At 42.3% G+C, this 25337-nt stretch carries 22 protein-coding genes; 3 read left to right on the top strand and 19 right to left on the bottom strand.

Going from position 1 to position 25337, the window contains the following annotated elements:
• Positions 1-35: 35 nt before the first annotated feature.
• The 5 genes from rpsG to CHRO_RS23445 all read right to left on the bottom strand — a co-directional run bounded on the left by rpsG (position 36) and on the right by CHRO_RS23445 (position 4503).
• Positions 36-506 (bottom strand): 30S ribosomal protein S7, encoded by a 471-nt coding sequence (gene rpsG / locus CHRO_RS23425; RefSeq protein ID WP_015156709.1) that lies wholly within the window; start codon positions 504-506, stop codon positions 36-38.
• A gap of 300 nt (positions 507-806) precedes the next feature.
• The gene (gene rpsL / locus CHRO_RS23430; RefSeq protein ID WP_015156710.1) at positions 807-1181 is read right to left on the bottom strand and encodes a 30S ribosomal protein S12; all 375 of its coding nucleotides are present in this window, start codon (positions 1179-1181) and stop codon (positions 807-809) included.
• A 150-nt stretch (positions 1182-1331) separates the two neighbouring features.
• Positions 1332-1658, bottom strand: a complete 327-nt coding sequence (locus tag CHRO_RS23435) for a HesB/IscA family protein (RefSeq protein WP_015156711.1) — start codon at positions 1656-1658, stop codon at positions 1332-1334.
• A gap of 85 nt (positions 1659-1743) precedes the next feature.
• On the bottom strand, positions 1744-2163 hold the full coding sequence (locus CHRO_RS23440; protein ID WP_015156712.1) for a phosphomannose isomerase type II C-terminal cupin domain: 420 nt from the start codon (positions 2161-2163) through the stop codon (positions 1744-1746).
• Between the two features lie 327 nt (positions 2164-2490).
• The gene (locus CHRO_RS23445; RefSeq protein ID WP_015156713.1) at positions 2491-4503 is read right to left on the bottom strand and encodes a phosphodiester glycosidase family protein; all 2013 of its coding nucleotides are present in this window, start codon (positions 4501-4503) and stop codon (positions 2491-2493) included.
• A 94-nt stretch (positions 4504-4597) separates the two neighbouring features.
• On the opposite strand from CHRO_RS23445, the gene CHRO_RS32835 reads away from it, so the two are divergent.
• The 3 genes from CHRO_RS32835 to CHRO_RS23455 all read left to right on the top strand — a co-directional run bounded on the left by CHRO_RS32835 (position 4598) and on the right by CHRO_RS23455 (position 8442).
• Positions 4598-4741 carry a hypothetical protein gene (locus CHRO_RS32835; RefSeq protein WP_158265858.1) on the top strand — a complete coding sequence of 48 codons (144 nt, stop codon included), beginning with the start codon at positions 4598-4600 and terminating at the stop codon, positions 4739-4741.
• 430 nt (positions 4742-5171) lie between these two features.
• The gene (locus tag CHRO_RS23450; protein WP_181824227.1) at positions 5172-7082 is read left to right on the top strand and encodes a GAF domain-containing protein; all 1911 of its coding nucleotides are present in this window, start codon (positions 5172-5174) and stop codon (positions 7080-7082) included.
• Positions 7083-7116: 34 nt separating this feature from the next.
• Entirely contained in the window at positions 7117-8442 is a 1326-nt protein-coding gene (locus tag CHRO_RS23455; protein ID WP_245570510.1) for a bestrophin family protein, read from the top strand.
• A gap of 85 nt (positions 8443-8527) precedes the next feature.
• Here CHRO_RS23455 and CHRO_RS23460 read toward each other — a convergent pair whose 3' ends face one another.
• The 14 genes from CHRO_RS23460 to CHRO_RS23525 form a co-directional block, all read right to left on the bottom strand.
• Entirely contained in the window at positions 8528-10855 is a 2328-nt protein-coding gene (locus CHRO_RS23460) for a GumC family protein (RefSeq protein WP_015156716.1), read from the bottom strand.
• Between the two features lie 61 nt (positions 10856-10916).
• On the bottom strand, positions 10917-12284 hold the full coding sequence (locus CHRO_RS23465) for a glycosyltransferase family 4 protein (protein ID WP_015156717.1): 1368 nt from the start codon (positions 12282-12284) through the stop codon (positions 10917-10919).
• Between the two features lie 517 nt (positions 12285-12801).
• Positions 12802-13350: a WcaF family extracellular polysaccharide biosynthesis acetyltransferase gene (locus tag CHRO_RS23470; protein ID WP_015156718.1), complete on the bottom strand. Its 549-nt coding sequence runs from the start codon at positions 13348-13350 to the stop codon at positions 12802-12804.
• Positions 13351-13368: 18 nt separating this feature from the next.
• Positions 13369-13965: a YdcF family protein gene (locus CHRO_RS23475; protein WP_015156719.1), complete on the bottom strand. Its 597-nt coding sequence runs from the start codon at positions 13963-13965 to the stop codon at positions 13369-13371.
• A 30-nt stretch (positions 13966-13995) separates the two neighbouring features.
• Positions 13996-15216, bottom strand: coding sequence for a glycosyltransferase (locus tag CHRO_RS23480; protein WP_015156720.1), 1221 nt, complete (start codon positions 15214-15216; stop codon positions 13996-13998).
• Positions 15213-16370, bottom strand: coding sequence for a glycosyltransferase (locus tag CHRO_RS23485; protein ID WP_015156721.1), 1158 nt, complete (start codon positions 16368-16370; stop codon positions 15213-15215). The genes CHRO_RS23480 and CHRO_RS23485 overlap by 4 nt, the downstream gene beginning before the upstream one ends.
• Positions 16358-17614, bottom strand: coding sequence for a glycosyltransferase family 4 protein (locus tag CHRO_RS33950; RefSeq protein WP_015156722.1), 1257 nt, complete (start codon positions 17612-17614; stop codon positions 16358-16360). Before CHRO_RS33950 ends, CHRO_RS23485 begins: the two co-directional genes overlap by 13 nt.
• Positions 17574-18986 (bottom strand): hypothetical protein, encoded by a 1413-nt coding sequence (locus CHRO_RS23495; protein ID WP_015156723.1) that lies wholly within the window; start codon positions 18984-18986, stop codon positions 17574-17576. The genes CHRO_RS33950 and CHRO_RS23495 overlap by 41 nt, the downstream gene beginning before the upstream one ends.
• Before the next feature lie 64 nt (positions 18987-19050).
• Positions 19051-20151: a hypothetical protein gene (locus tag CHRO_RS23500; RefSeq protein WP_015156724.1), complete on the bottom strand. Its 1101-nt coding sequence runs from the start codon at positions 20149-20151 to the stop codon at positions 19051-19053.
• Between the two features lie 23 nt (positions 20152-20174).
• The gene (locus CHRO_RS23505; protein WP_015156725.1) at positions 20175-20978 is read right to left on the bottom strand and encodes a class I SAM-dependent methyltransferase; all 804 of its coding nucleotides are present in this window, start codon (positions 20976-20978) and stop codon (positions 20175-20177) included.
• 19 nt (positions 20979-20997) lie between these two features.
• Positions 20998-21870, bottom strand: a complete 873-nt coding sequence (locus CHRO_RS23510; protein ID WP_015156726.1) for a glycosyltransferase family 2 protein — start codon at positions 21868-21870, stop codon at positions 20998-21000.
• Between the two features lie 19 nt (positions 21871-21889).
• Entirely contained in the window at positions 21890-22765 is an 876-nt protein-coding gene (locus tag CHRO_RS23515) for a class I SAM-dependent methyltransferase (RefSeq protein ID WP_015156727.1), read from the bottom strand.
• 20 nt (positions 22766-22785) lie between these two features.
• Positions 22786-23949: a glycosyltransferase family 4 protein gene (locus tag CHRO_RS23520; protein WP_015156728.1), complete on the bottom strand. Its 1164-nt coding sequence runs from the start codon at positions 23947-23949 to the stop codon at positions 22786-22788.
• A gap of 81 nt (positions 23950-24030) precedes the next feature.
• Positions 24031-25335 (bottom strand): glycosyltransferase family protein, encoded by a 1305-nt coding sequence (locus CHRO_RS23525; RefSeq protein ID WP_015156729.1) that lies wholly within the window; start codon positions 25333-25335, stop codon positions 24031-24033.
• Between the last annotated feature and the right edge of the window lie 2 nt (positions 25336-25337).

Here is a 25337-nt window from a genome sequence, read left to right on the forward strand (position 1 = left end):
ATTGCCTAGTTTTATCGCTTTTTTCGAGCAACTTTTTAGTAGCGGTAGTGAGCAAAGGCTTTGTTGGCATCAGCCATCCGGTGAGTCTCTTCCCGTTTGCGGATCGAACTACCCGTCTCATTAGCAGCATCCATCAATTCGTTCGCCAACTTCATAGACATAGAACGACCGGAACGCTGTCTAGAAAATTGGATCAACCAGCGTAATGCCAGTGCCGTTCCCCGTTCTGGTCTGACTTCCATCGGTACTTGGTAGGTTGCTCCTCCCACCCGACGAGCTTTGACTTCTACTAAAGGTGTAGCATTCCGCACGGCTTTCTCGAAAGTTTCCAGCGGATCGTTGCCAGTACGCTCTTCGATTGTTTTCATCGCATCATAAATGATTCTTGCTGCCAGCGATTTCTTGCCACTGCGCATGACGCGGCGCATCATCATACTAATCAGGCGACTGTTGTATACGGAATCGGAAGGGATGGGGCGCTTTTGCGCTACAGCACGACGGGACATAAGTTATTCTTTACGTTTAGTTTGATTGGGGTTGGCAACAACAGAACTAAGTTTTCATGGCATGGTGGCTTTGAGGTAACTAGCACAAGGCAGTTGAAACATCTAACACCGTTTATTGCGTCGCCGCGATCGCACTTTTGCTTAGCCGAAGCTTTAGCTATTATGACGACAGGTAAAGCTTACTAGTTAGATATACCGTTATTTTGCCTGCTGGCGCTGACTTTCATTCCGATTTTAGGCATCTCACCTCAAAAAAAGTAAAAATCCTATAACCGCAATGATGTCAGCAGCAGAATTACCTTACTGCTTTGGTCTCTTAGTTCCGTACTTCGAGCGTCCTTGTTTGCGGTCTTTTACTCCAGCGGTGTCCAAAGTACCGCGAATGATGTGATACCGCACGCCTGGTAGATCTTTTACCCTACCACCACGAATCATGACGACGGAGTGTTCTTGCAGGTTATGTCCGATACCGGGAATATATGCCGTAACCTCAAAACCAGAAGTTAGGCGAACCCTAGCAACTTTTCGTAGAGCTGAATTGGGCTTTTTCGGTGTGGTTGTATATACTCTTGTACAAACGCCCCGACGTTGCGGACATTGTTTCAGAGCAGGGGATTTTGTTTTCTTTTTCGCTACTTGACGTTCGTTACGAATGAGCTGCTGTATGGTTGGCATGATTTACAGCGCGTAGTTTTAGCTGCTTAAATTTAACGATCTATGATTATACCGATTTTAGTAAATTTATGTCAAACTGGTGGGATTGATAGTGGGTAATGGGTGATTGGTAGTTGACAAGAGTATTTTCACGCACCACTTCCGACTCCCTCATTCCAGAGCAAAAGAGTTACCACAACCACAAGTGGCGATCGCTTGAGGATTAGAGAAGCGAAATCCTCCACCCATTAAATCTTCGGAATAATCGAGTTTTAAATTTTGAATGTAGTTTAAGCTGTCGGCATCGATCGCTACAACAATACCGTTGCAGTCTAGAAGGCAATCGCTCTGCTCTGTTGCCTCGTCAAATTTCAAATCGTAAAACAAACCAGAGCAACCCCCAGCTTGCACGCACAAACGAAAGAAAGCGTCGGGGTTGCTCTGTTTAGATCGAAGTCGTTGAATTTCTTTAGCAGCAGAGGGACTAATTTGAATCATTGAACTAGGCAGTAGGGAGCAGAGAGCAGGGAGTAGGGTGATATGAAGAGTATAATACTAAACCTTAATCCCTAGCCCTTAACCCCTAGCCCCTAGAATAGTCATCTTGAAATCGGACGATATCGTCTTCGCCCAAGTATTCTCCGTTTTGTACTTCAATGAGTATCAGGGGGATTGCGCCGGGATTTTCTAAACGATGGGAGGTACACTGAGGTACGTAGGTAGATTGGTTGTTACAAAGCATAATTTCGCGATCGCCACACACAACCTTGGCAGTACCAGAAACAACAATCCAGTGTTCGCTGCGGTGGTGATGCATTTGCAGGCTGAGGCGATGCCCTGGTTTAACTTCAATTCGCTTAATTTTGTATCCGCGCCCTTCTTCTAATACCGTAAAAGAACCCCAAGGACGTAATTCCGTAGCGGCGACGCTTTTAGGAGCAACTGCGGTAGGAATCGGTAGAGTAGGCGCGTGAGCCTGGGAAGTTTCTTGAGTTTGAACCATGAATTTTTCTCCTGATAATTGTTATCCACTATTAAAAATAAAAGGAACCAAAGCAAAAGACAGTGACAGTAATAACCGCAGCAATAGCAATGCAATAGCAATAATATGTCGAGTATAGCCTTAGCCCAAGATAGCAGACTTCTTCCGAGGAGTGTCATCAGTAAACTTGCCGATTGGTATGGGCTACATCAATTCTTTACTTACTAGTCGTTAAGCTTTAAATAATCTTCATCAAAAAAGGTAGTTAGTAGTTGGTAATGGGTAATGGGTAATTGGTAGTTGACAATGATTAGCGCTGATAACTGATAGCTAGTCACTGATAACTGGTCACTGCTTTCTGCTTTCTGTTTCTAGAAAAATGCCAAACCCATTGTGAACGCGGGCTGCGGTGACAGGAGAGCGATTGACGAGTTGTCCCCCTAAGTAAAGGCTGGTGGAACTACCTCCGTCGAGATTGAGAGCATCAATACTACCCATTTGCTGCAAGAGCTTGGCAGTTTCCCATAAAGTAGAACCAGTCCCACCAACTCGGTTGTGAACTGTAGCAATGAGCAAATTACCTGTTGCCGTGACACCAATAGCGCTACGCACGGCAGTTTGGCGGCTGAAGGCATCACTGAATCCTTCTGCTTTGGCGTTAAGAACGATTTGGCGGTTTTGAACTAATAATGGTCCAGCACCGATCGCGTGAGGATATTGGGCAAACTCGCTAGGAACAGTGCCATCGGTCAAGCGTAACAGCGTACCAATAGGTAGTAGATTAGCAGTACTACCAGTCCTGAATGCAAGTAAATAGCCGTTGAGGGGAATGGGAAAGGCTGTTTTTCCGGCTAAACCGCCTGACAGATTAGCGGTAACTTGATTATTTTGGACGATCGCGATCGCTTCATTATTAGTTAAGGGCGTATAGGTAGTTCCCCAGTCAGAGGTATAACGGGAAATTCCGGCTTGAATGTAGCCGCTATTCAGATTGACGATTGGCAAACTTTGCCCCGTAGAGGCGATCGCTGTTTCTTGGCGTTGCAAGCGACCGATTTTAAATTGCCCGGCATCGTTCCAAGCGATCGCGCCTCGGTTGAGAATTGGACTAGACAGCCAGCGCCCCTCGCGACGAATTGCTCCCAAGGGTAATTTATTGTTGCGGTTGAAAAATCCAGCATTAATGGCAGCAGCAGCTGTATAACGTTGAGCGGTGGTCACAATCGGCGCAGTCCCAATCAGAGAATTTACTGCACTCCAAATTGGTCTAAGGGCTAGTCCTGTGGTGCGGGGGTTGACTTCTAACCATGTCACGGGAAAGCGATCGCGACCTAAATTAATATACTTTTGTTGCCAACGCACGCCTCTAGCCCACAAAATATTCCGTTCCACTATCGGATCGGGGCGCAAATCGATAATGATGCGGTTGGGTTGGCTAAGGGTACTGACGCGGGGGAAGATGCCTACAGGTAAATTGAGATCGATCGTGGTGAGATTGGCAGTCGTGCCTAATTTAACGAGAGGAGTCGGTGAAATCTGGCTCTGTTTTGGCAATTGGATGGCTAGATTAGCGTTTAACTGCTGGGCTAATTCAGGATTTATCGCAGCGTCGATTGCTATCTTCCATTGTTGATATGGAGGTGAGAGGGCAGAGACTGCCTGAGATGGTAATTGCTGTTTTGGATCGTCTGGGAGTTCGGCAAGCGGCACTTTTGGTTTAGTGACTGGAGGCTGTTGCGTTAGCTGCCAGGGCGTAGGGCGATCTAAATCTACTACCAAGCGATCGCCCCAAGTTTGTTTACCCTGGCGTAGTCCTGTAATCTTTGCAGCTGGCGTAGTAATCCGCAGAACGTCACCTTCGCTTTGCAGTTGCCAACCTACTTTTGCTGCTAATTGAGATAGATCTAAATAACGATACGCGCCACTGTGCCAGATGCTTGAGACGAGTGGTGGAGTATCAGGAGTCGTAAACCACCGAATCGGTTGTCGGGTTACATCCTGAGTATTCAGTAAGTCTACGCCCAGTTGCATCAATCCTACATCGCTAATTGCCGTTTGAATCCTATTTGTGGCTGGCTGCGCTTCCCACTGTCGCCAAGCTGCGGATAGAATGCGACCGTTCAAGGAGATGCGATCGCCTGCTGCAAGTAGCCCATTTGGTGTGGTGGAACGGCTGGGGGTATTTTGCGGTACGGATGATGGCGTAACAGGTGGGGTTACAGGCGCTTGAAGTTGAGCATTAGCAGCAGTGAACGTCAGCCACGGTGCTGTAGTTAGCAACCATAATAATGCTGAAGTTGGCAGCAAACAAAATTTTCGTTTCACAGCAGGAGTCAGGATCGAGCAGGAATTTGGGTGCATTAGCACAAGTAGCTATTCCTAACATAAAGATAGCTAACGGTCAATTGTATGACAGTTATCAGTTGTCAGTGTAGAGACGTTACATGTAACGTCTGTGGTAAGAATTCTTCTTAGCTTTTTACCGATCGCAGAAAAGTATCTCATCAGCGATCGGCGATCGCGAAATGACTTTAATGTCCGACGATCGATTGACGACCGCTCGGGTTACTGTGAAAGGAGAGTATTTTTTAATACTTAATACTCGTAAAATTTTCTCCAAATAAACTGAGTAGCTCTTAATGATAGTTTTGTCTTTTTATCGATCGTATAAATATTTTGATAATTTAGTTTCATCAAAATACTTTTGATACACAAATTACTACGGAAACCACCGAAGCTATTTTAGTTCAACGAGGTAAGCTATTTAGCTATATTGTTCTATGCGATCGCAACTTTGTCACGCTAAATATACAAAAAGACTAACTCAAGACTGCCTTGACAGGAAGGCTATGCGAATAAAAGCTATGCCAAGCTAGGCTTTGTAGCAATCTTTTTTTTCTTCGCTAACAGACTATAAACTGCACGATTTAGCAGAAATAGCCCCTAAAATTAGAAATTCTCTTCAACAATAGAGAAAATAAAGAGGTATAGATAGTAGCTAGTAGTGCTAGACAGATTGAACTAACGCTTTGAGCGAACTACTGTTGACGAGAACGTTAAGTTTTGTATTTTCTAGTAATAGAGAAATTTTTGAGGTTGATGAAATGGAGGCAAATTCCTTCGACTTCGCTCCCAAAACTGCTACAGATAAGTACAGTCTTACCTATCGTAATATCTATCGTAACTTTAGAAGATCGTCTATCGATATTGATATTTCAAATAGTTGTGGAGCGAGTCGATCGCGCAAGCAAACTTACTTGCGCGATCGAGAAATTCTCAACAAAATTTTATCGCTTGCGATTCAATCGCTCAATTGCGAAGATTGTTTAGACAACCTACTGTTAGAAATTAGACAAGCAATCCAAACCGATCGAGTCCTCGTCTATAGTTTCGATCGCAATTGGAGTGGCACGATAGTAGCAGAATCGGTAACTGCTCAGTTTCCCAACGCCATTGGTTGCCGGATAGACGATCCTTGTTTCCGAGAAGATTACGCACGACAATATAGTGACGGACGGATACGGGCGATCGCTAATATCTATGCTGCGGATTTGACTGAGTGTCACATCAAAACTTTGGAACAACTTGCAGTTAAAGCAAGTTTAGTCGTACCAATTACAAGCGACAATGGACTGCTAGGTTTGCTAATTGCCCATCACTGCAACGCACCTCGTCACTGGCAGATAGAAGAGGTCGAGTTGTTTAAACAACTTGCCACTATAGTCAGCTCGATCCTGCAACACAAGATCTCACAACAAGAGCGGCAATCTGCTGTGGAGTATGCCCAGAGATTAAAACAAATGACTCAGGTAGTGCAGCAAGCACACTCATCATCCGATCTGTTTAATGCTGTCACCAAAACAATGAGACAGATATTTCAAGCAGATAGAGTATTAGTTTATCGTTTTGTTACAGATGGTAGCGGCATTGTTGTAGCAGAATCAGTTGCTCCTGGTTTGCCTCAAACCCTAAATCATCCGCTCGATCGCTTTTATGGGTACGAAAGCGAGATTCAACAGAGCGATCGTCAGGGAGTACGAGCGATCGCCAACATTCATACTGCTGGACTAACGATAGATCGAATCGATGCCTTAGAACAGTTTGCCGTCAAAGCTCAATTAGTCGCACCAATTGTTAGTAACGGTAAACTGGTAGGTTCGCTCATTGCCCATCAGTGTACTGCACCCCGTACTTGGCAACCAACAGAAATCGATTTATTCGAGCAGATTGCCGTTCAAATTGGCTTGGCACTGGATCGGGTAGCGCTGCTAGAGTATCGAGCCACAGCAGCCAAGCAAGTACAGATGCGGCAACAAATAGCGTTACGGTTGCGACGATCGCTCGTACAGTCGGATATTTTGACAACTGTGACAGACGAACTCAAATCTGCTCTACAAACCGAGCGCGTGGTAGTTTATCGCTGCGATCGCGATCGCGGTAGCACAGTTATAGCTGAATCAGTCACCCCTGGCTTACCCCAAGCTTTAAATCATCGTCTTGACGATCCTTTCTGGCGGAACGATCGCACTGCATACGAGCAAATTGGTTACGCTCGTGCTGTGAACAACGTTTACACAGATGGACTCAGCGATCGCTGCATTCATAATTTAGAGCGCTTTGCCGTTAAGAGTAGCCTCATAGCACCTATCCTGATGCAAGATGAGCTATTTGGCTTGTTAGTTGCCCATCAATGCTTTGGTTTCAGGGAATGGCAGCAAACTGAAATTGACTTCTATACCCAAGTCGCGATCGATGTAGGTTTTGCTTTGGAACAAGCACAATTACATGGCAAACTAGCTCAAATCGCCCAAATTGCCATGCATCTTGATGGCTGTATTCCAACAACAGCGCAACAACCACCAACGGCAAAGTCATCATCACCGCAAACAAATTGCTTCAATTCTGAAGACAAAGAACATGATGCTACGGTTGCATTCTAGTTATCAGTTATCAGTTGATTTTGACTTTTGACTTTTGACTTTTGACTTATCCCCACACTCTACTGAAAAAGCTATGTCCACACCAGGTAAGCTAGAACTAACTGTCAAGATCGATCGCCTACCAGATAGTGTGAGAACTATTGCTAATGGCTGGAAGCAGTTTGAAATCGATCTAGATGGTCAAATAGTTACGCTAACATTAAAACCTCATGTTTATAAAAAACTAGAACAAGCTCAGGAGAATTATCATCAGTGGGTGGCGAAAATTATCGGACAAATGGGTGCAAAGACAGATAAAGGTTTTTTGCTAAAAGATTGCAATGTAACAGTTTATTCTCAAACTCAATCTTCGCCATCCAAGCTTAAGCAAAAGCCGCCCGATCGCCGCGATAAACCTAAAAAAGCCAATAGCAAATTTGTGGAGAAGTATCGGCTATATACTGGAGAAACCTTGAATTTGTTTCAGATTGTGTTTCGCCTGACTCAAGCTGTTTTTCCTGGGGTTTTGCCTTGGGTACTTGTTTTAAGTAGTTATGGCTTTTTAATATCTGTACTTTATAGTTTTGGCATTCCTGTATCAATACCAGAAGAGAGCGATGCAATTACGCGAGCAGTATTAATTTTCAATATTGGCTTACCTTTACTATTAGTTTTTCGTACTAATACAGCCCATGAAAAATTTTGGGAAGGGCGCAAGCTATGGGGTAGTTTAGTGAATACAGTGCGCAACTTAACTCGTGATTTATGGATTGGTGTCAAAGAGGAGACACCACAAGACCGGGCGCAAAAAGAGTACACTCTTAGATTAATTGTGGCTTTTGCCGTGGCGATGAAACTACATTTAAGAGGCGAACACGTCACTGATGAGCTAAGTGGTTTAGTAGCAGAAACTCAGTTCTTTCGATTGAAATATACAAACCATCCGCCCCTACAAATTGCTTTTTGGGTTGGAGATTATTTACAAGAGCAACACGATCGCGATCGCTTGAATATTTATCAGTTAACGTCGCTACAAAAATTGGTAGACCAGTTAGTAGATATTTTAGGAGGCTGCGAACGCATTTTAAAAACACCACTACCTTTAATTTATCCGTTAATTTTAAAAAATTTAGTTTTTGTCTATTGCCTTGTTATTCCCTTAGAAATTGTGAAGGAGGTAAATTGGTTTACTAGCAGCATTATTACTTTTGTGAGTTTCATTTTATTAAGTATCGAACAAATTGGTTCTGAAATTGAAGAACCTTTCGGACGCAACTCTTGCGATCTACCACTCGATATCATTTGCAATACCATACTGCATAATGTGGAAGATTTAATTGCTCTAGCTCCTCATAATGGTAGTAATAGTAGGGTACTCTAACATAGTCCGTATAGAGACGTTACATGTAACGTCTCTACACGGTAAACTACGTAGCACACCCTAAAATCTAAAATTCAACATGAAACTATTCTGCTACCCGAGTTCGAGGTTGATAGTAGTAGTGATGGTAAGAAGTTGTAGCTTTGTAATCTTTCACCCCGTTACAAATTGCACCTAAAACTTGAGTGCGAGACAGTTTTAACTGATCGAGGGTCTGCATTAGCAGCGCACGGTCAGTTTTACCCATCCGCGTGACGATCGCAATTCCTGCGGTTAGAGGAGCCAGCAAACTCGCATCTGCTAAACCTAAAAGTGGTGGAGTGTCGTAAATCACTAAGTCATACTGCTGCCGCAACTGCTCCATGATGTTGCGCATCTTGTGAGAGGATAACAGTTTGGTAGGGTCGGGAGGAATTTGACCTGCGGTTAAGACAAACAAGTTCTCCCAGGCAGGCGATCGCTGAATTAAATCGGCAACTGGTACGTTAGTTGTTATTGCATTACTCAATCCCGTGTCATTGGATAAATGTAAAATGTGATGAATCTGCGGTAAACGTAGATCTGCATCGACTAGTAACACTCTGCGTCCCATTGCTGCTGCTGCTTGGGCTAAGTGAGTTGAGATAGTAGATTTACCGTCAGCATGGACGGAAGAACTGATGACGAGAGAGTGGATCGGTGTATCGGAACCTAAAAAGCCGATGTTAGTATACAGCGATCGGAAAGATTCTAAGAAAGGGAAATAGTGATAGCCATAAGCATTTCTGTGGGAACGCGACCTGCTGTTCTCTTGCCTCTGATTCGTTTCTCCATCTGCCAGATGCTTAGCTAGGTTTTTATGGAAAGGAATTATACCTAATATTGGTAGCTTTGTCGCTTCCTTCAACTCATCGGGTGAATGAACCACATTATCGAGCCTTTCCACGAGTAGCGCTGCTCCAATTCCAGCTAAGATACTAGCTACCGTGCCTAAGATCAGGAATCGTGGAATATTAGGAAATATCGGGATAGAAGGTAACTGAGGTGGTGAAATGAGTTGCCAAGGAGTCTCTTTTTGAGCATTTTCGATTTGCAGCGATTCCCGCCTTTCTAGAAAACGGTTCAAACTTTCAGTAGCAATAACTAACTCTCGCTGTAAGTCAGTGTAACGACGTGCCAAATTTGGCATTCCGTCGATTTCTCGATTTAAGCGATCGAGTGCTTGGGCGTTCTTGGCGGCTCTGACTTGGAGTATGGAAAGTTGGCTTAATACTGACGCACGTTGATTTTCTAGTGCCTGCACTCCCTCTTTGTGTAATAGTGGCAGCAGACTTTCCCGTTTCCGTTTCAGCGACTGAATGTACGGACTATCTACTCGATAAATAGTTGCATTCTTGGCAATTTCAGTATCTATATTCTGCAACTGAGCGAGTAAACTCTGATATTGAGGAGCATCTTGCTGGGCTTGCGGTGATATTGCACGACTGGGCGTAGAGGATTCATCTATAGCCGCGATCGCTGGCGATTTTTGAGGGTGGTCAACTGTCGATTGTTGCTGCAAAGTTCCCACCCCATGACGAGCTTTTGCTTCTAGTTCTAGCGCTAACTTAGTGCCAGATTTACTTTGTAAGGCATTGTAGAGTTTTTGAGCTTCCGCTAAATCTTTTTGAATCTCTAATTTCTGAAATTCTAAAGTGCTATATTTTTCAAATAGCTGTCCTGTTTTTTCTTCGGGAGAAAATAAGCTGTATTGTTCTCTAAATCTTTGTAATTGCAATTGCAAGCTGTTGACTCGTGCTTGCAATTGAGGTAACTGAGTATTAACAAACTGAATTCCCTGGCGTAGATTTGTTTGCTGCTCCTGTAAGCTGTATTTTAAATATCCTTTAGCTAGCTGTTCTAAAACAAATTGAATTTTCTGGGGATCGGAATCTCGATAGCTAACTTCTAAAATTTTTGTTTCTTGATAGCGAGAAACCTTCAAGCCTTCTAGTAAAGAAGCATAATTAATATCTGGATACCGCACAGAAATATTTTTAGCGATAGGAATTAGAATTTCGGGGCTACGCAAAACAATAATCTGTGTACTGTAATCCAAAGATTCTTGCCCTTTTGGGCTAGCATTCACAACTGGAACGTTCGATAATCCCGATAATTTATTTTCAGCCTTGACTGGCTCTACCAATACCGATAATTTTCCTTCATACTTGGCTGGTTGAGTTAATGTCCATACCCAGGTAGTCACGCAGCAAGCGATCGCTACACTAGCGATAATCGGCGCTCGACGACGTACAACTGCCAGAAGCTGAGACAAACTCCATTCTTCTGCCTGAGGTAACTCTGAGTAATGTGCAACATAGGATGGCAATGACATCTGCGAATACTTACCATTTCTTTCTGTTGCTAAATGCTGAGTTCGATATTGCTCTTCCATATTTATGTCGTTATTAGGCAGTTGATGAAGGAAAAAACAGGAATAGCCCTGCTGGTGAGCTTTAGCTTTCTTCTGTCACGGCTTCCACGCTCTTATTTCTAGAACGAACAACTCGTCTTTTTGCTGTTAGAAATGCTTGTTGTAATACATTTGAGTACTGTTTGGCAATAATTTCTGGCGTGAAATTGAATTGGAGATATTGCCGACCTGCCATTCCCATTTGTTTAACGAGTTCGCGATCGCTCTTTAGACGGCGAATAAACTGAACTAAACCACTGGCATCACCTGAATTAAAAGCAGCACCGCAACCGCTTTCTCTTAAGAGATGCCGTAAATAGGAATGGGTTTCGCAAATAGCAGCGACGGGACGACCAGCTGCGAGAATGCCATAGAGCTTGCTCGGGGCGACAATTCCTTCCATTTTGGGACTAATACTGACCAAAGATAAATCGCAAGCTGTTAGCGAATATGGTAAGTCTTGTTTATCTTGATAGGGCAAGAAGCGACAATTATTTAAACCTAGTTTTTTGACACATTCAAAACTAGATTGAAATTTTGCTCCTCCGCCAATAAAAACAAACTGAATTGGTTCGTCTTGCAATTGTCTAGCTGCTTCTAGAATTGTCTCTAGTTCGTGACAGCGACCCATGTTGCCAGAGTACTGCACGGTGAAAGTATTGACCAATTCGTACTTTTGCGCAAACCAATTATTTTCTTTTTCTAGCGGTACAATCCAGTTGGGATTAGCCCAATTATGAATGACTACAATTTTGTCACTCATTTCGGGAGAGTGAGATAAAACTTTCTCTCGCATGGTTGAGCTGAGAACAATTATTTTTTCTGAGTTGCGCCAAACTTTTCTATTGAGTAATCTCCACCATTTTACTAACCAATTTTTCCTAGAGAAAATATCTAGCTCAATTGCAACGTCAGGATATAAATCGTACATTAAACAAACGTAAGGAATCCCAAATAATAGTTTGGCTATGTAGCCGACGATTGGTAAAAAGGCTGGTGCAGTGGTTAGAAGTAGGAGATCTCCACGGTTCTTTTTATTTAATAAGTGTAAGATAGCTCGGAAAAAGAACAGGCAACCATTAATGGCTTTGCCTCGAATCCGTGCATTCCACATTCGAGAAGTTCGCGATCGCCGAATCAGAATTTTTTCAGAACGTTCTATACTAGGAGCCGCATTTTTTTTAAATGCATATCCTGGCTGTCCGGTAAAAACCCTTACTTGAATCCCTAGTTGTCCTAAATTCAGTGCTAGTTCTTCAATGAGTTGCCCTGTAGCAGCATAGTCTGGTGGATAAAATTGCGTAATAATATTTAAGTTGAAAGAAGGTGCGAGTTCTTTACTTTTGCTCTGAGCCGGCAAAAATATTTTGAGTTTTTCAATTTGCTCTTGCTGTACGTATTTATCTAGCATCTGAAGCTCTGCCTACCTCTGCCAATGCGATGATTTTGTTTAAACAGTGAGGAGTGCAAAGGAAAAGCACTCAATTTAAGTGAAAGGCAAAGCTACACAAAAGACTATTTAATAAAATTAAAATTCTCTCTTAACTCAAAAGGCTATTTCGCTAGGTAATGTAAGGTAGCTTTACACGATCGAACTTGAAAAAATCTAACTTTGACCTAGCTTTATGTCCAAGTGTGGTTTTACTGAGAATTCAATTAGAGTTTAACAATCTTCTTAGTTTTTTCAGTAAAAATACTGAAATTTAAGTGTCTATACTAATTCTAAATCTGCTGCAAATAACCCAAAATTTTCTAGTCGCGTCACACACCACAGACTTAGAGTATTGCGTTACGCCATCATGCTAACGCACCTTACGTATATTTCAAAAAGTAAGAACCAAAAAGATATCGAGATGTTTATCTAGAAAATAGAAAAATTATTAATTTTTCATAGGTCGAATTTTGGCAATATTACCGAGCTGATAAATTTACCGATCGCAAATTGCTCGTTGTTTGATTGGTTGTGCGGGATTGCCCGCGTAAATTGTCATGGGCTGAAGCGATCGCCCTGCTACGCTTCCGAGACTCAACACCGCGCCTTTACCGACAGTGACACCAGGACCAATCGTCGCCCGCGCCGCAATCCAACTACTCTGCTCGATGTGAATTGGGGCTGGGATCAGCTTGAAGTCAGAAGCACTCCAGTCGTGATTGCCAGTACACAGATAAACACCCTGAGAAATACAGACATGGCTTTCAATGGCGATCGGCGCAACATTGTCGAGCCAAGCATTTTCTCCAATCCACACGCAATCACCTACAGTTAGCCGCCAAGGAAACTTTACCCGCACTCCAGGCTTAATACAGACAGAGCGACCAACTGTAGCACCAAAACTACGTAGTATCCAGACTTTTAACTGAGAGATAGGTAGCCAATAAGTGCGAAATAAAGGCTCTCCGAGAAAATACCACAGGAGTTGTTTCCACACGGGAGCGCCAGGAGTGTAAGTACCGAGGGTGTAACGATCTAGATACATGTAATTCCACTATCGATCTTAAATTTCAGATTTAAGGCTAGCTCCAGTACGACCTGTAAACATCCATAACCAAGTACGACAAACATCACGACTAATATGAAACCAGGATTCAGGTTGTTGGTTTGATGGAACTGATATAGGAGTTACAGCAATCCCCTGGCTGCCAAAGACAAAGAAGGCGATCGCCTTTGCTCTTGCCATGTGAAAATCGGATGTAATTAAGTAAACATGTTGAAAATACCGTTGTTTGAACTCGGCAACAAGAGAGGTAAAGTTAGTTACGGTATCGACAGCGCGGCGATCGATATGTATTCGCGATCTAGAGCTACTCGGATCTGGAAGATTGAAGGCTTTGAGATAAGGGGAAGAAATCCAGATTTCTAAAGGTGGATGCCGTAATGCAAAGTCAACAGCGAAAGATTCGCGCCTCGGATCGCCACCTAAAGCAATAATTGCTTGGGGCAGCGGCGATCGCTCTAAAGCAATTGCTAGTCGCAGAGGAATAATCCCGAACAGTACGAATAACACAGCAGCAGTTGACAAACAGACAAAACGGCATCTCTTGTACTGAAAGCGCTGGTTTTTGCTCGAACTGGTAGTTTTTACTCTTGACATTGTTGACGTTATATCCATGCGTGTTGCCGCTTATGGCAGCGTGACAAAATTCTCTGGGTTTGAGAAGGTTGTAGGAATTGGTTGTCGCTCGATCGCCGCCGTGTAAATCGAGATCAGATTCTGGGCGATCGCTTGCCAAGAATACTGTTGACTTGCCAACAGCCGACCATTCTCTCCTAATTGCTGCCGGAGTTCTGGAGATGATAGTAGTTGTGCGATCGCATTTGTTAAGGGTGCGATTTGACCTTCAACAACTAGCCCAGCCGAGGCTGCGGCAATTTCTGGTGAAATTTGGATGTCGGGAGTCACAACAACTGGTAGCCCTACTACCATTGCTTCTGCTACGGCAATCCCAAAATTTTCGGAGAAGGACGGCAAGACAAAAAGATCGGAGGCTTGTAGGAGGAGATCTTTATCTCGACCCATAACGAAGCCAGTGATGGATGTACGCGGAGAAAGTCCGAGGGATGATACTAAGTCAGTCAAGTAGTTGAGGTACTGCGGCTCTCCCGAACCTGCCAAAATCAGATGAAAGTTGTGATTCTGAGCTGCTAGCTGGCTGAGGGCTTGAATTAACAAATCTGGGCGTTTTTTAGGGTGAAGTCGCGACAAGAATAGGACAACTGGTGTAGTGGTAGGTATACCGTAAGTTTCGTATAGCTTTTGCTTAGCATCAGGTAGTTCTACTGGGCGATCGACTCCTAAAGGCAAAGTAAAACTAGGTGTTTGAATGCCAAATTTTCTCACATCCTGGGCTTCGCCTGGAGCAGTGCAATGAATCATTTCGGCACAATTGAGATTGTGACGCTCGATCAGAAATGAATATATCTGTTTTTTCAACCAACTTTGAGACAAAGCCCAAGGCGTTAACTGTCCCATAGTACGCATGGTGTAGGGAATTCCTTGCAACCTGGCAATTAGGGCAGCGCAAGCGGGTGCATAGGAAAAAAGATAGTGAGTTTCGATCAAATCGTAATCTCGGGCGTGTTGCCAAAGCCAACGAGTCAAAGCTGCCGAAAAAATAAACTCTTTAAGTGGTGGTGAAAAACGTGGAAAAAACCAAATTGGGACTTGCTCGTACTCAACCCGCTGATGGAGCGGCACGTCTAACAGTTCTGAACCGCGATCGTTCGTGGTGGCAATTTCGGCATCAATTCCATTTTCGCGCAAAGCCCTAACTAGATTAAGGACAACCTGAGTTGGTCCACCCAAAGCAGGATCGATCGAAGGAATAACATGTAAAACTTTCATTGACTGCTCAAATTGAATTTAATTAAGTTATCCATCGTTTGTTTAAATTGCTCGAATCCGAAAGTATCAATAACTTTCTGTCTTAAAACTTCAGGTTGATAAATAATTGGATGCGAATAAGTGCCTTGCAAAATCTGAATTAAAGTTCGGGCGATCGCGTTTGTATCGTCTGGATCGACTAATGCCCCTAGTTCTCCATGACAAAGGGCATCAATGGCTCCATCTCGATCTCCTCCTAAAGTGGGTTTGCCACAGGCTAGAGATTCTAGATATACAATGCCAAATCCCTCACCTTTACTTGGCATGGCAAAGACATCACACAAGTTATAGTGATCGCCCAGTTCGACATCGGGAATAAATCCAGCTAAGGTTACACAATCTTTTAAATCGAGTTTCGCGATTAACTGTTCGATCCGATCGCGATCGCTACCCTTACCAGCGATCAGATAACGAACGCCAGGAATCTGACAGCGAATCTCAGGCAAGGCTTGCAGAATTTGGTCGTATCCTTTGTAACGTTCGCGGCAATCTAACCGAGCGACAGTCAGAATGACTGGTTGTTCTGGTGTCAGTCCGTAACGCTCTAGTAAGTATTGCGGCTTTGGTTGAATTTTAAAGCGATCCGCATCAAAAGTGTTGGGTAAAAGCGAGACTTTTGCCGGATCGAGATTTTGCTCTTTGAGCAAGCGATCGCGTGTATAGCTACTAACAGCAAGAATGCGATCGGCATGGTGCAACGCTTTTTGTAAAGCAGGTTTGTGAATATCCCAGGCTTCTACACCGTGAGCGATCGCCCAGTAACGCATACCAGTTAGTTGTTTCAACCAATAGGCTGCAACTGTAAAATTCAGGTGAGTGGCGATCGCTAAACTCGGTCGCTGTCGCAGTCCTGCTCCACAGATCTGAGCGGCAAAGCCAAATGTTCGCAATGGCAAAGGTAAAGCACCAGTACAGTGAAACTGAGTATGGCGCGATCGCGCCAGATCGGATGGCGATCGAGTGTCGTGCTTGAGAAAAACCTGGTAGTGCCAATTCGGATATAAGCTTTCTAAGGCATCGAGCAAGAAAGCCGAATAGACTTGAATTCCGCCTTTAAATTCAAAAATATTCGGAAACCACAAGTGACAGTTAGTTCGACCTGCTAATTCTGGCATAACAGCTCCTGGACGCGACTGGCTAATTGCTGTCGATACAATCCCCACGTTAATTGCTCGGCTTTTTGACGAGCCGCTTTTCCCATTTGGGCTAATTCTTCTGGGTGGGAATAACACCATTCCAGCTTTTCCTTTAGAGCTGCGACATCGCGAATCGGGACAATGAAGCCTTCTACCCCGTCTGTCAGAATATCTGGACCAGCAGTATTGGGTGTCGTGATGACGGGAATTCCACAAGCCATTGCCTCTAGTAGTACGAGTCCAAATCCTTCTACAAGCGAGGGAAAAACAAAGACACTTGCGGTACTGTAATATTCGTTCAACGCCGCATGAGGCAGAGATGGAATGTAGCGAAAAATATCTTGATATTGAGTCAGCCAGTTATTAGGAAACTCGTTAATCCCGATCGCTAAGAGTTCGGCATCGGGTAGGTGTAGTTCTTGCCAAGCTTGTAATAAGTAATGAAAGCCCTTGCGAGGTCCGACGCGACCGACAAACAGAGCGCGAAACAGTTTGTCAGTTTTAGTTTGCGGGTGGAAATAATCAATTGGTGCGCCGTAGGGAATGACACTAATTTTTTCTGGTTTGACACCCACATCTAACAGCGATCGCTGGGTGATGGAAGATGCAACAAATACGTGGTCTGCCAGTTGAATTTCCCGTTCCTTGCGCTCGATCTTCCATGCAGGCTCCTTGACTGCTTGTAGTGCTGGCGCTAGTTCTGGAAAACGTTCGGCTTCTTGGGCTTGGAGATCTCGACTCATGCGATAGAAGGGAATCGGGAGATCGTACAAGCAGAGAATCCCGCGTTGTTTAGCAACTTCAAACGCGATCGCCGCACCATCTTCGTAAGCATAAACTGCATCTAGATTTTGTAAATGATGTTGGGAAACGTGGCGATCGAGAGAGGTATACACCCAATCGATCGGTCCTTGACGACCTAAGTTCAGCAAATGACTTAATTTAGTTTTGACTAATGCTAAACGTATGGCTTCTTGCCAAGGGTGCGATCGCATTGGTACATTTACAGGCGCAGTCCACGCCCTCCTACCTAATTCCAGCGCCACGCGAGTGCTAATTTTCTGCGGTAGTAAATTTAAGTAGCGCGATAAAACTCCCTTGGGATTGTAGGCAATTGTCGTGATCGCTTCTTGGAGTAAGTTAGCTTCTCCCAAAGCTAGTGCGGCATTGCGGGCAAAGGGATTACTGGTAGGGTGAATCAGGGAGATACGCGGATGAGACATTGTGTTGTTGCAATAATTGTTGTTCTCGATACCAATTTTCTATCGACTCTAATTGAGGTAAGAGAAAGATAAAGCCACTCAAAAACCAGTAGTAAGCCAAAAAGGTAGGTTGAGTTACTAGCTGGTCGTAGATTGCAAGTGTCTGGATCAGTAATGCTGTCAGTGCTAATTGACGCAAGAATGGTTTCTTTAACTGACAGAAAACTCGTAAAAGTGCAATGAGAAGACTCAATCTAAGTCCGTACCACAGAAAAAACCCAATCGGACCTAACTCCAAAACTATTCTGCCTGGTTCTTCTTCAAAGTAAGTTGGAATGGTTGCGCCATCTGGTAAATTTAGCGATCGGCGCAGGGCTTGACTCCCCGGTTGGGTTGCTCCAGTGCCGTAGCCGTCGAGTCCTTTATATTGAATAAACTCGAAAGGTTGGGTAAAAGTTGCCGTAATGCGTGCCGTCACATCTTGATTAGAATTTGTCCGTAACAAGAAGGCATCAATTGCGGGTTTAAACCAGATAAAAGAGACTAGAGAAATACATATAGCTGGTAATAAAAATTTACTGAGCAGAGATATACTCTTTTCAGGCTGAGTAAATCCTTTAACAGTTATGAAACTAACAAAAAATAATAATAAGGCAAAAACAACGCTACGAGAGCCAGTCATACAAGAGTTAACAGTTACCAGAATTAGTTCAAAAATAGAAACCCATTTCCAGAAAGGTGGTTGGGAGAGTGAGAGGAGAGAAATCAGTAAGCCAAAGCAGATTAATAGATATACTGCATAACCGTCTATGTAGGAAAATGTGCCTGTGACGCGAACAATTTGGGTTGCTCCTGCAACTCCAAATGTAGCTACTTCTTTCAATTGACTGGGAGCATATACGTTGATTGGACTAGTAGCAGGACTAAAGAACTGAGCAATACCTAAAAAACCTACAGGAATGACTAATAAAAGATGAGAACGCAAAAATTTATATAAATCTTGCTCCGATTGAAATAGAGTTGGTAGCATCCACATTAAAGGAATATAAAAGATATATCCTCTGAGTCCAAAAAGACCTACTAGTGGTGAACCTAAACTGGGATTAAAGACTTGCAATACACACCATATGCTTGCAAAAATAATTAGGATAGAAATAGGGCGATTTTGAAGTGAAAATCTTCTCGTTGAGAAGACATAGTATTGCAGGTAAGCTCCCAAAAGCACTAAGTCTTTTAAAAAATAAATTGTGTCGCTTGCTTGAGGTAAAACCCATTTACGCAATGCACCCTCAATCACAAGAATGAAGAACACAGCTTTAACAGAGTTACGCCAATTCAATGCCGAGATCCCAAAAATAGATAAAATAGCGATCGCAGCAATTACCAATTTCACGCGATAGTCCTCTTAAGAATATGTAAATATACCTTGACAATTTGCTTTGATGTATTGAGCAAAGTCATCCTAGTTTTGTGCATACATTACCCAATACATGTGTGACAAAGTTCTGAGTCTGGACTGATAAATTGTGAGACTGATACCAGGTGTAGGCATGACTCGCGATCGCCTGCGACTCGACGAAATCTGTTATTTCTGTGAGGCGATCGCTGAGAACCCAGTAATGTTTTCCCGGTTCTATGCCATCTTGTAATGATGTATAAACTCTAGGACTCACAGTTAACATTCCATGAGCGCAGTAAGCTGCAAATATACCAGATTTGGCTAAATATTCTAGATGGTAATTAAAGAATCCTGCGAAGGAGTTCAAAAGAATATGACTAATTTCAGCAGCAGATAGTTTACCTGTTTCCACTATTGGAATACCTTGAATTGAAGATAGTTCTAAATCTGTTGGCGCTCCGATATCCAAGATTTCTTGAATGCCGAATAACCGACACGCTTGACTAATTTCTTTTAAAGATTGACGATAAGCTCTTTTGCGAATGCTAGGACTACCGAACAATACTAAGCGTCGAGAACGCTCTAGCAGGGGTGGTACTTGCTTTGGTTCGCCTACATTAGAAAAGACGGGTAGTGTGGGAATTTGAGTCTGTTTTCCCTGACTTAACTGATATAGAATCTCCGCATAATTTTGATTACTTGTCAAGCAGCGATCGCTCAGTTTTGCTAAACGAGTTGCTAAATTTCTTTGCTGTCCAGATAACCAAAAAGAACTCGTCCAGGGTAAATTTCCAGAAGCATAAACTTCATGGAACATCGTTACTAAATTTGAGTTAGGAGTATTTCTTTTCCAAAGTTCTAAGCCTTCAACTAACCAAACCGGACACCCTCGCTTGGCATAACCGTAGCCGACGTAATGTAATAAGACTATAGTTGGTTTGCTCGCTAATAAGGATAGTAAAGCTGTGGTGGAACGCTCGTCTACTGAATTAATTAGAAAATCTTCAATTTGAGTATTTCCAGTCCAAGCAGCATCACCAATCGCAAAATGAGTTTTGAGATTGAAATCATTGTAAAGCTGCCGTGCCAGATTTAATGCATAATCTCCCAAGCCATCTATTGCTGGAGGTAGTCGTGGAACAATCTGAATGATATCCATTAAAGTAGCTGCACTAATTTAAACTATGCTATACGAGTCAATAAAATAGCAACTCCAGTGTGAACTTTTTTACGCAAGACTAAGGGCAAAGATTGCGTCAAGTTTTCACAAGTATCAACCCAACTAGGAGTAAGAAAATTTAATAATTTTCCTAGTTTGATATGACCGTTAGTTAGTGGATTTGTAAAAATTCTTGTCTCTTGAATCGATAATCCAGCTTGATGAACTATGCTTTCTATCTCATCTAAATGTAATAAAAAGATATGACCGTCTGAATTAGGCTGAAATTGGATTGCTTCAAACTCGCTGGGATCGGGAAAATCCGAAAATTTAGGTAGACGATTTTGAAAATATTCGCCATTTGGCGTACTCATGACTATGTGACCTCCAGGCTTCACCATCTGAGCTATTTTCTTCAGAAATAGATCGGGATGAGCAACGTGTTCGATAACTTCAGTAATTAAAATTACATCAAATTCAGCATCAAACCCTAATGTGAAAACATTTCCTGGTTTGTAGCGAATAGTGCCATATTCCCATTTTAGTTTGACGTAATCAACTAATTCTTCTCGTAAATCGTTCCAGGTAACTTCATAGCCGAGTTCTGCCAAAGCCAAACTAAAGTTTCCCTGTGCAGCAGCTACATCTAAAACTTTTGCTCCTGGTCGAGCAACTTTCTGAACTAGCTCTAAAGTATGTTTATATCGATGGGCGTATGCATAACTATATCCGCGATAGCTAGTCTCCCCATACATTTCTAGTAAATCGTATGAATAACTTTGCTTCCAGCTTTCTAACCAGTGATTTTGAAGGGTAATAGTTTTCATATCTCAAACAGTTTTGTTTTTAGTTATTATTAAGTGTTTTCACGTTTGCGAATCTATACTGCCAAAGTAGTACGCTCATCTGTAAGTGGGCAAAATGTTCTAAAAAAGCTTCGTTAATTCCATTTAAATTAAATCTTAAAATTGCCGGAACCGTCTGATTGACAAAACTCCGTAAAGCAAACAAGAAATAATACATCGAATTAATATTTACCAATTCTTCTGCATGAATTGATAAGTAAATAAATGTTGATTCTCGATGTTGTTTGATTTTGTTCCATCCTCCCTTTGCTCTCCAGGGATGGCATACAGAAGCATCTGGCACAAAAGAAAACTTATATCCATTCTTTAAAAGTCTTAATCTGAAATCTACATCTTCCATTGCAGCGTAGGGAAATCGTTCGTCAAAACCAGATAGAGACTCAAAGAGTTGCTTTTGTACGGCAAAATTACATGACCATAAATAACCACCTGTCTCGTTAATAGGTGAGGTTTCGGCAAGGCTTTGTCTTGGGCGATCGACATAAGTTCGCCCCTCAAAAACGAGATAAGATTGTTGAGTTATCTTAGCTTGGGCATAGGCTGCTAACCACTGAGGATCTGGCAGACAATCATCATCTGTAAAAACTAGCCACTCACCACAGGCGTATTTTGCCCCATTATTACGGTTAGCAGCTGGACCTTTACGGGAACCAGCTACCCATTTTGCCCAAGGATAAAACTCGCGAATCATCTGCTGTGCAGTTGTTTGGAAACCATCATCGGTAACAATGACTTCATACTGCTCAAATGGTAAAGTTTGAATATCAGGTGCTAGACAATCCAAGCATTTCGCAAGTAAGTCATTGCGTTGATAAGTGGGAACTATGACAGAGAAAAATGGCAGTTGAGTCATAGTAAAGACAGTCAGAAGTTTATAATGGCTTTTCTAAAATCAGACCGAAGTGAGTGTAGCAATCAGGATCGAGTTCAGTAATGTTAGTAAAGTGAATTACACGCACTATCAATCCTGCTGCTGTTGATGGCTCAACGATCCTTTGCAGTAATGTCTCAGGATCGTAAAAACGTCCATGTCGTTCGCCCCATCTTGGTAAAAAGTGGATGACGGTATCTGAATCGACACATAAATTAAATGCCCAGACTGGATCGCACAACACAAAGGCATACTCTCCTAAATAAAGAGGTACAATACAAACTCTTCCTCCGGGGCGTAATACTCGTCCTGCCTCTCGTACAAAACCAGTGTCGGCATCACCTTCAAAATGTTCAAAGGCGCAGTGCAAAGTCATGGCATCAACTGATGCTTCTGGCAGGGGTAATTCAGCAGCCGAACCACCAATTTGGCGATCGTTGATACCTGGCGGAAAGACTAAATCCTGCGTGTAAATATTAGTAGTTTTAGCTAAGAGACTAATAATTTGCTGGTAAGGGCTGTTAACAGTAGAGGCAATATCAATGTAGACCGATTGAGGATTTTCTAAAATTGCTTGAAGAGACTTCCACGTAAAATAATACTGGGGAAGTTTCTGCCAAAATGATTCAGAATTTACTAATTGTTCGAGCTGCTGACTTTTAGGACATAAGCTATGCCAAAAGTTCCAACAATCTTCAATATCAAAACTTACCTGCTCGACAGAAATACCTAAATCTAAGAGTGGCTGTGCGTCAGTCAGTCTTGGACCATGCCCCAGTTTACCTCGGTTCATGCCACTCATAACTTGTGAGAGTACTGGAGAAACCTGGTAATTAAATCTGTAGGTGATACTACGTTTTACTTTATCTAAAAGCATGATTTTTGTTCCTGTTTGAACTAATTTTTCAGAGAGAAGTTGGCATGTGCGATCGCGCGTACTGGATCGGTACTTTCGACACAACGCTGAATCATATCAACATAATTTGGGCGCAAACGCTCCCAGCTAAAGCGATCGTATGCAGAACGGTGAATAAACTGGCGATCGGATTCATCTTGCTCTCTTATTAACACTTTTGAAATTAAACTTGCTAGACTTCCAGCTAATTCAAAATTAGCTAAATATCCCTCTTGACCTATTACATATTGTGTAATTTCGTAATCATGAGCTAGGCAAGGTAATCCGTAAGAACATGCCTCTAAAAGCACTCTTGGTAAACCTTCACTAAGCGATGCTAAGACAAAAGCATCGGCAATTTTGTAGTAATCTGCAATTTCATAATGAACAACAGTACGAATCTGAAAATTATCAACGCCTAATAGTTCATTACCTAACTTGACAATTGCTGCTGATTCAGTATCTTGTTGCCCTAGTAGTAACAGATAAGGACGGGGTTCAGGCAGACTAGCGACTTCTCGAATCACGTAGTCCATGCGTTTATGGGTTTTATTGATTGCTCCTACAGAAAGAAGTAAGGGGCAATTTTCAGGCAATCCAAGTTTACACCGCAGCGATTTCCGTTCTGAAAATGTCAGTGCTTGAAACTCATAATTTATGTGAATCCCATATGGAACCAAGCTCTGTTTTTCAGCAGGAGTTCCTGCATTCAAGGCTACTTGAAGGTGAATGGGAGCTACTTGTTGCACGCGATCCCAACGAGAAAAAGGTGGAGAGATAGGACCTCCATTAGAAAACAAGAGTTTATATTTCTGCTTAGTCAAACGCCGCCAATGCCAGAGTAAGTTGCCTAAGTTACCATCGCTAAAATAGATGACATCTGGTTGCTGGCTAATTAAATAAGGTATAAGACTTAAAAAAAACGAGATTTGTTCGATGTGATAACTATCTCTACCAATTAATTTTCCGATTTGAAGGTTCGCCCAGGTATTACGAGGTAAATTCCAGAGACTAATTTCTTTTTCTTGGGAAGTTCCACCTCCTTTAAATAGGGTAACGTCTAACTCTGATTCTTTTGATAAAGTTATAAAACACTCTTGAGCAAAAGATTCAAACCCACGCTTCACATGTCCAAGACCAGAGCAAACAATAAAAACTTTAATCATTAGCTTAGTTGAGGTCACTGAAAATAATTTTTATGTATGTTGGCAACCCGCGATCGCTCTTTTCAAAGAACTAGTATTTGTTTAGTTTAGTAGCGTTCGATCGTCTTTGAAAAATGAAAGGTGTTTTGGAGATGAGATTGATTCGGTTACACAGCTATTCTCCGCAGCTCGATCTACAATATTTTTGACAAATACTTGTAATTTTTGATTAACTACTTTCGTATCAAAATTACTTTTTAAAACCTCAAAAGCTGTAATTGCTATTTTTTGCCATAGATCTTGTCTATCGAGAACGACGAGCAAGAAATTTTTAATTTCAGCAATTTGGTTTGTTTCACAGACGAGTCCACAATTCCATTTTTTCAGAAATTGATTGCAAGCAGAGTAATCTGGACCGCAAGCTAAAATTGGTTTACCAGCAGCCATATAGTCAGTCAATTTAGTTTGCACTGAAGAACGAGTCATAGGTGCATTCTCAAGTAAAAATGATGAGGTAACGAGCAGCATATCGGCGTGCTTGTTGAGATAGCAATTGAGTTCTTGATAGGGAATTAGATCGCCAAACGTTACTTGCCACTGCTGCCATTTCTCTTGATATAGATTCCAGAAAGACTTATCTGTATGCAAGATTAACTCAATATCTTTTCCATCGCATCTAAGTTGATAAATTGCTTCAGCGATCGCTGCCAATGCATCGTAGTGCATTGACCAAATGGAGCCAGCATAGACAACTTTAAATGTACCTTCATGAGTTCTTGCTGTATCAGGTGGCTGTTTGTCTGATAAGTCAACAGGGTTATGAACGATTAGCGAACTTTGAGGTTTTATCTGATAGCGATTTGATAGTTCAGTTTGTAATTGTTCGCTAATCATTAACCAACCATCTGCCTGTTTTAAAAGTTGATTAGCCGTTTTTTGAACGCTGTTCGACAACCATCGCGAGTTATCGATCGCTATCCAATCATCCATGAAGTAAATTAAGGATGGACAGTGAAAGTGTTGAGTTAACTTATAACCCATTAGCAAACATAAAGACGTAACTGGACAAATTAAAATAATTTCTGGATCGAATTCCTCTAGTTTTTGTAAATTTGAAATTGGAAACCAGTCGAGTAGTTGTAGATTTATCCAATTGATTAAAGAATTAAGAGACTTTCCTAATCGATTGTGTACTATGGGTAAACGATGTCCAGCAAAGGAAAGTACTTGGCGATCGAATGGCGAACTTGTCGGGTTAGACTCTAATTCGTGTTCGGGACAAAATAACATCAGTAATTCAGCAGGGTAGTTATCAAATAAATTGACAAGAGTTCGATTAACTCCCTTGCCTTCTTGACTTAAAGTCGCTTCAGTAACTAATAAAATGCGCGGTAGATTGTCAACCATAA

Source organism: Chroococcidiopsis thermalis PCC 7203 (assembly GCF_000317125.1).
GTDB classification, from domain to species: Bacteria; Cyanobacteriota; Cyanobacteriia; order Cyanobacteriales; family Chroococcidiopsidaceae; genus Chroococcidiopsis; species Chroococcidiopsis thermalis.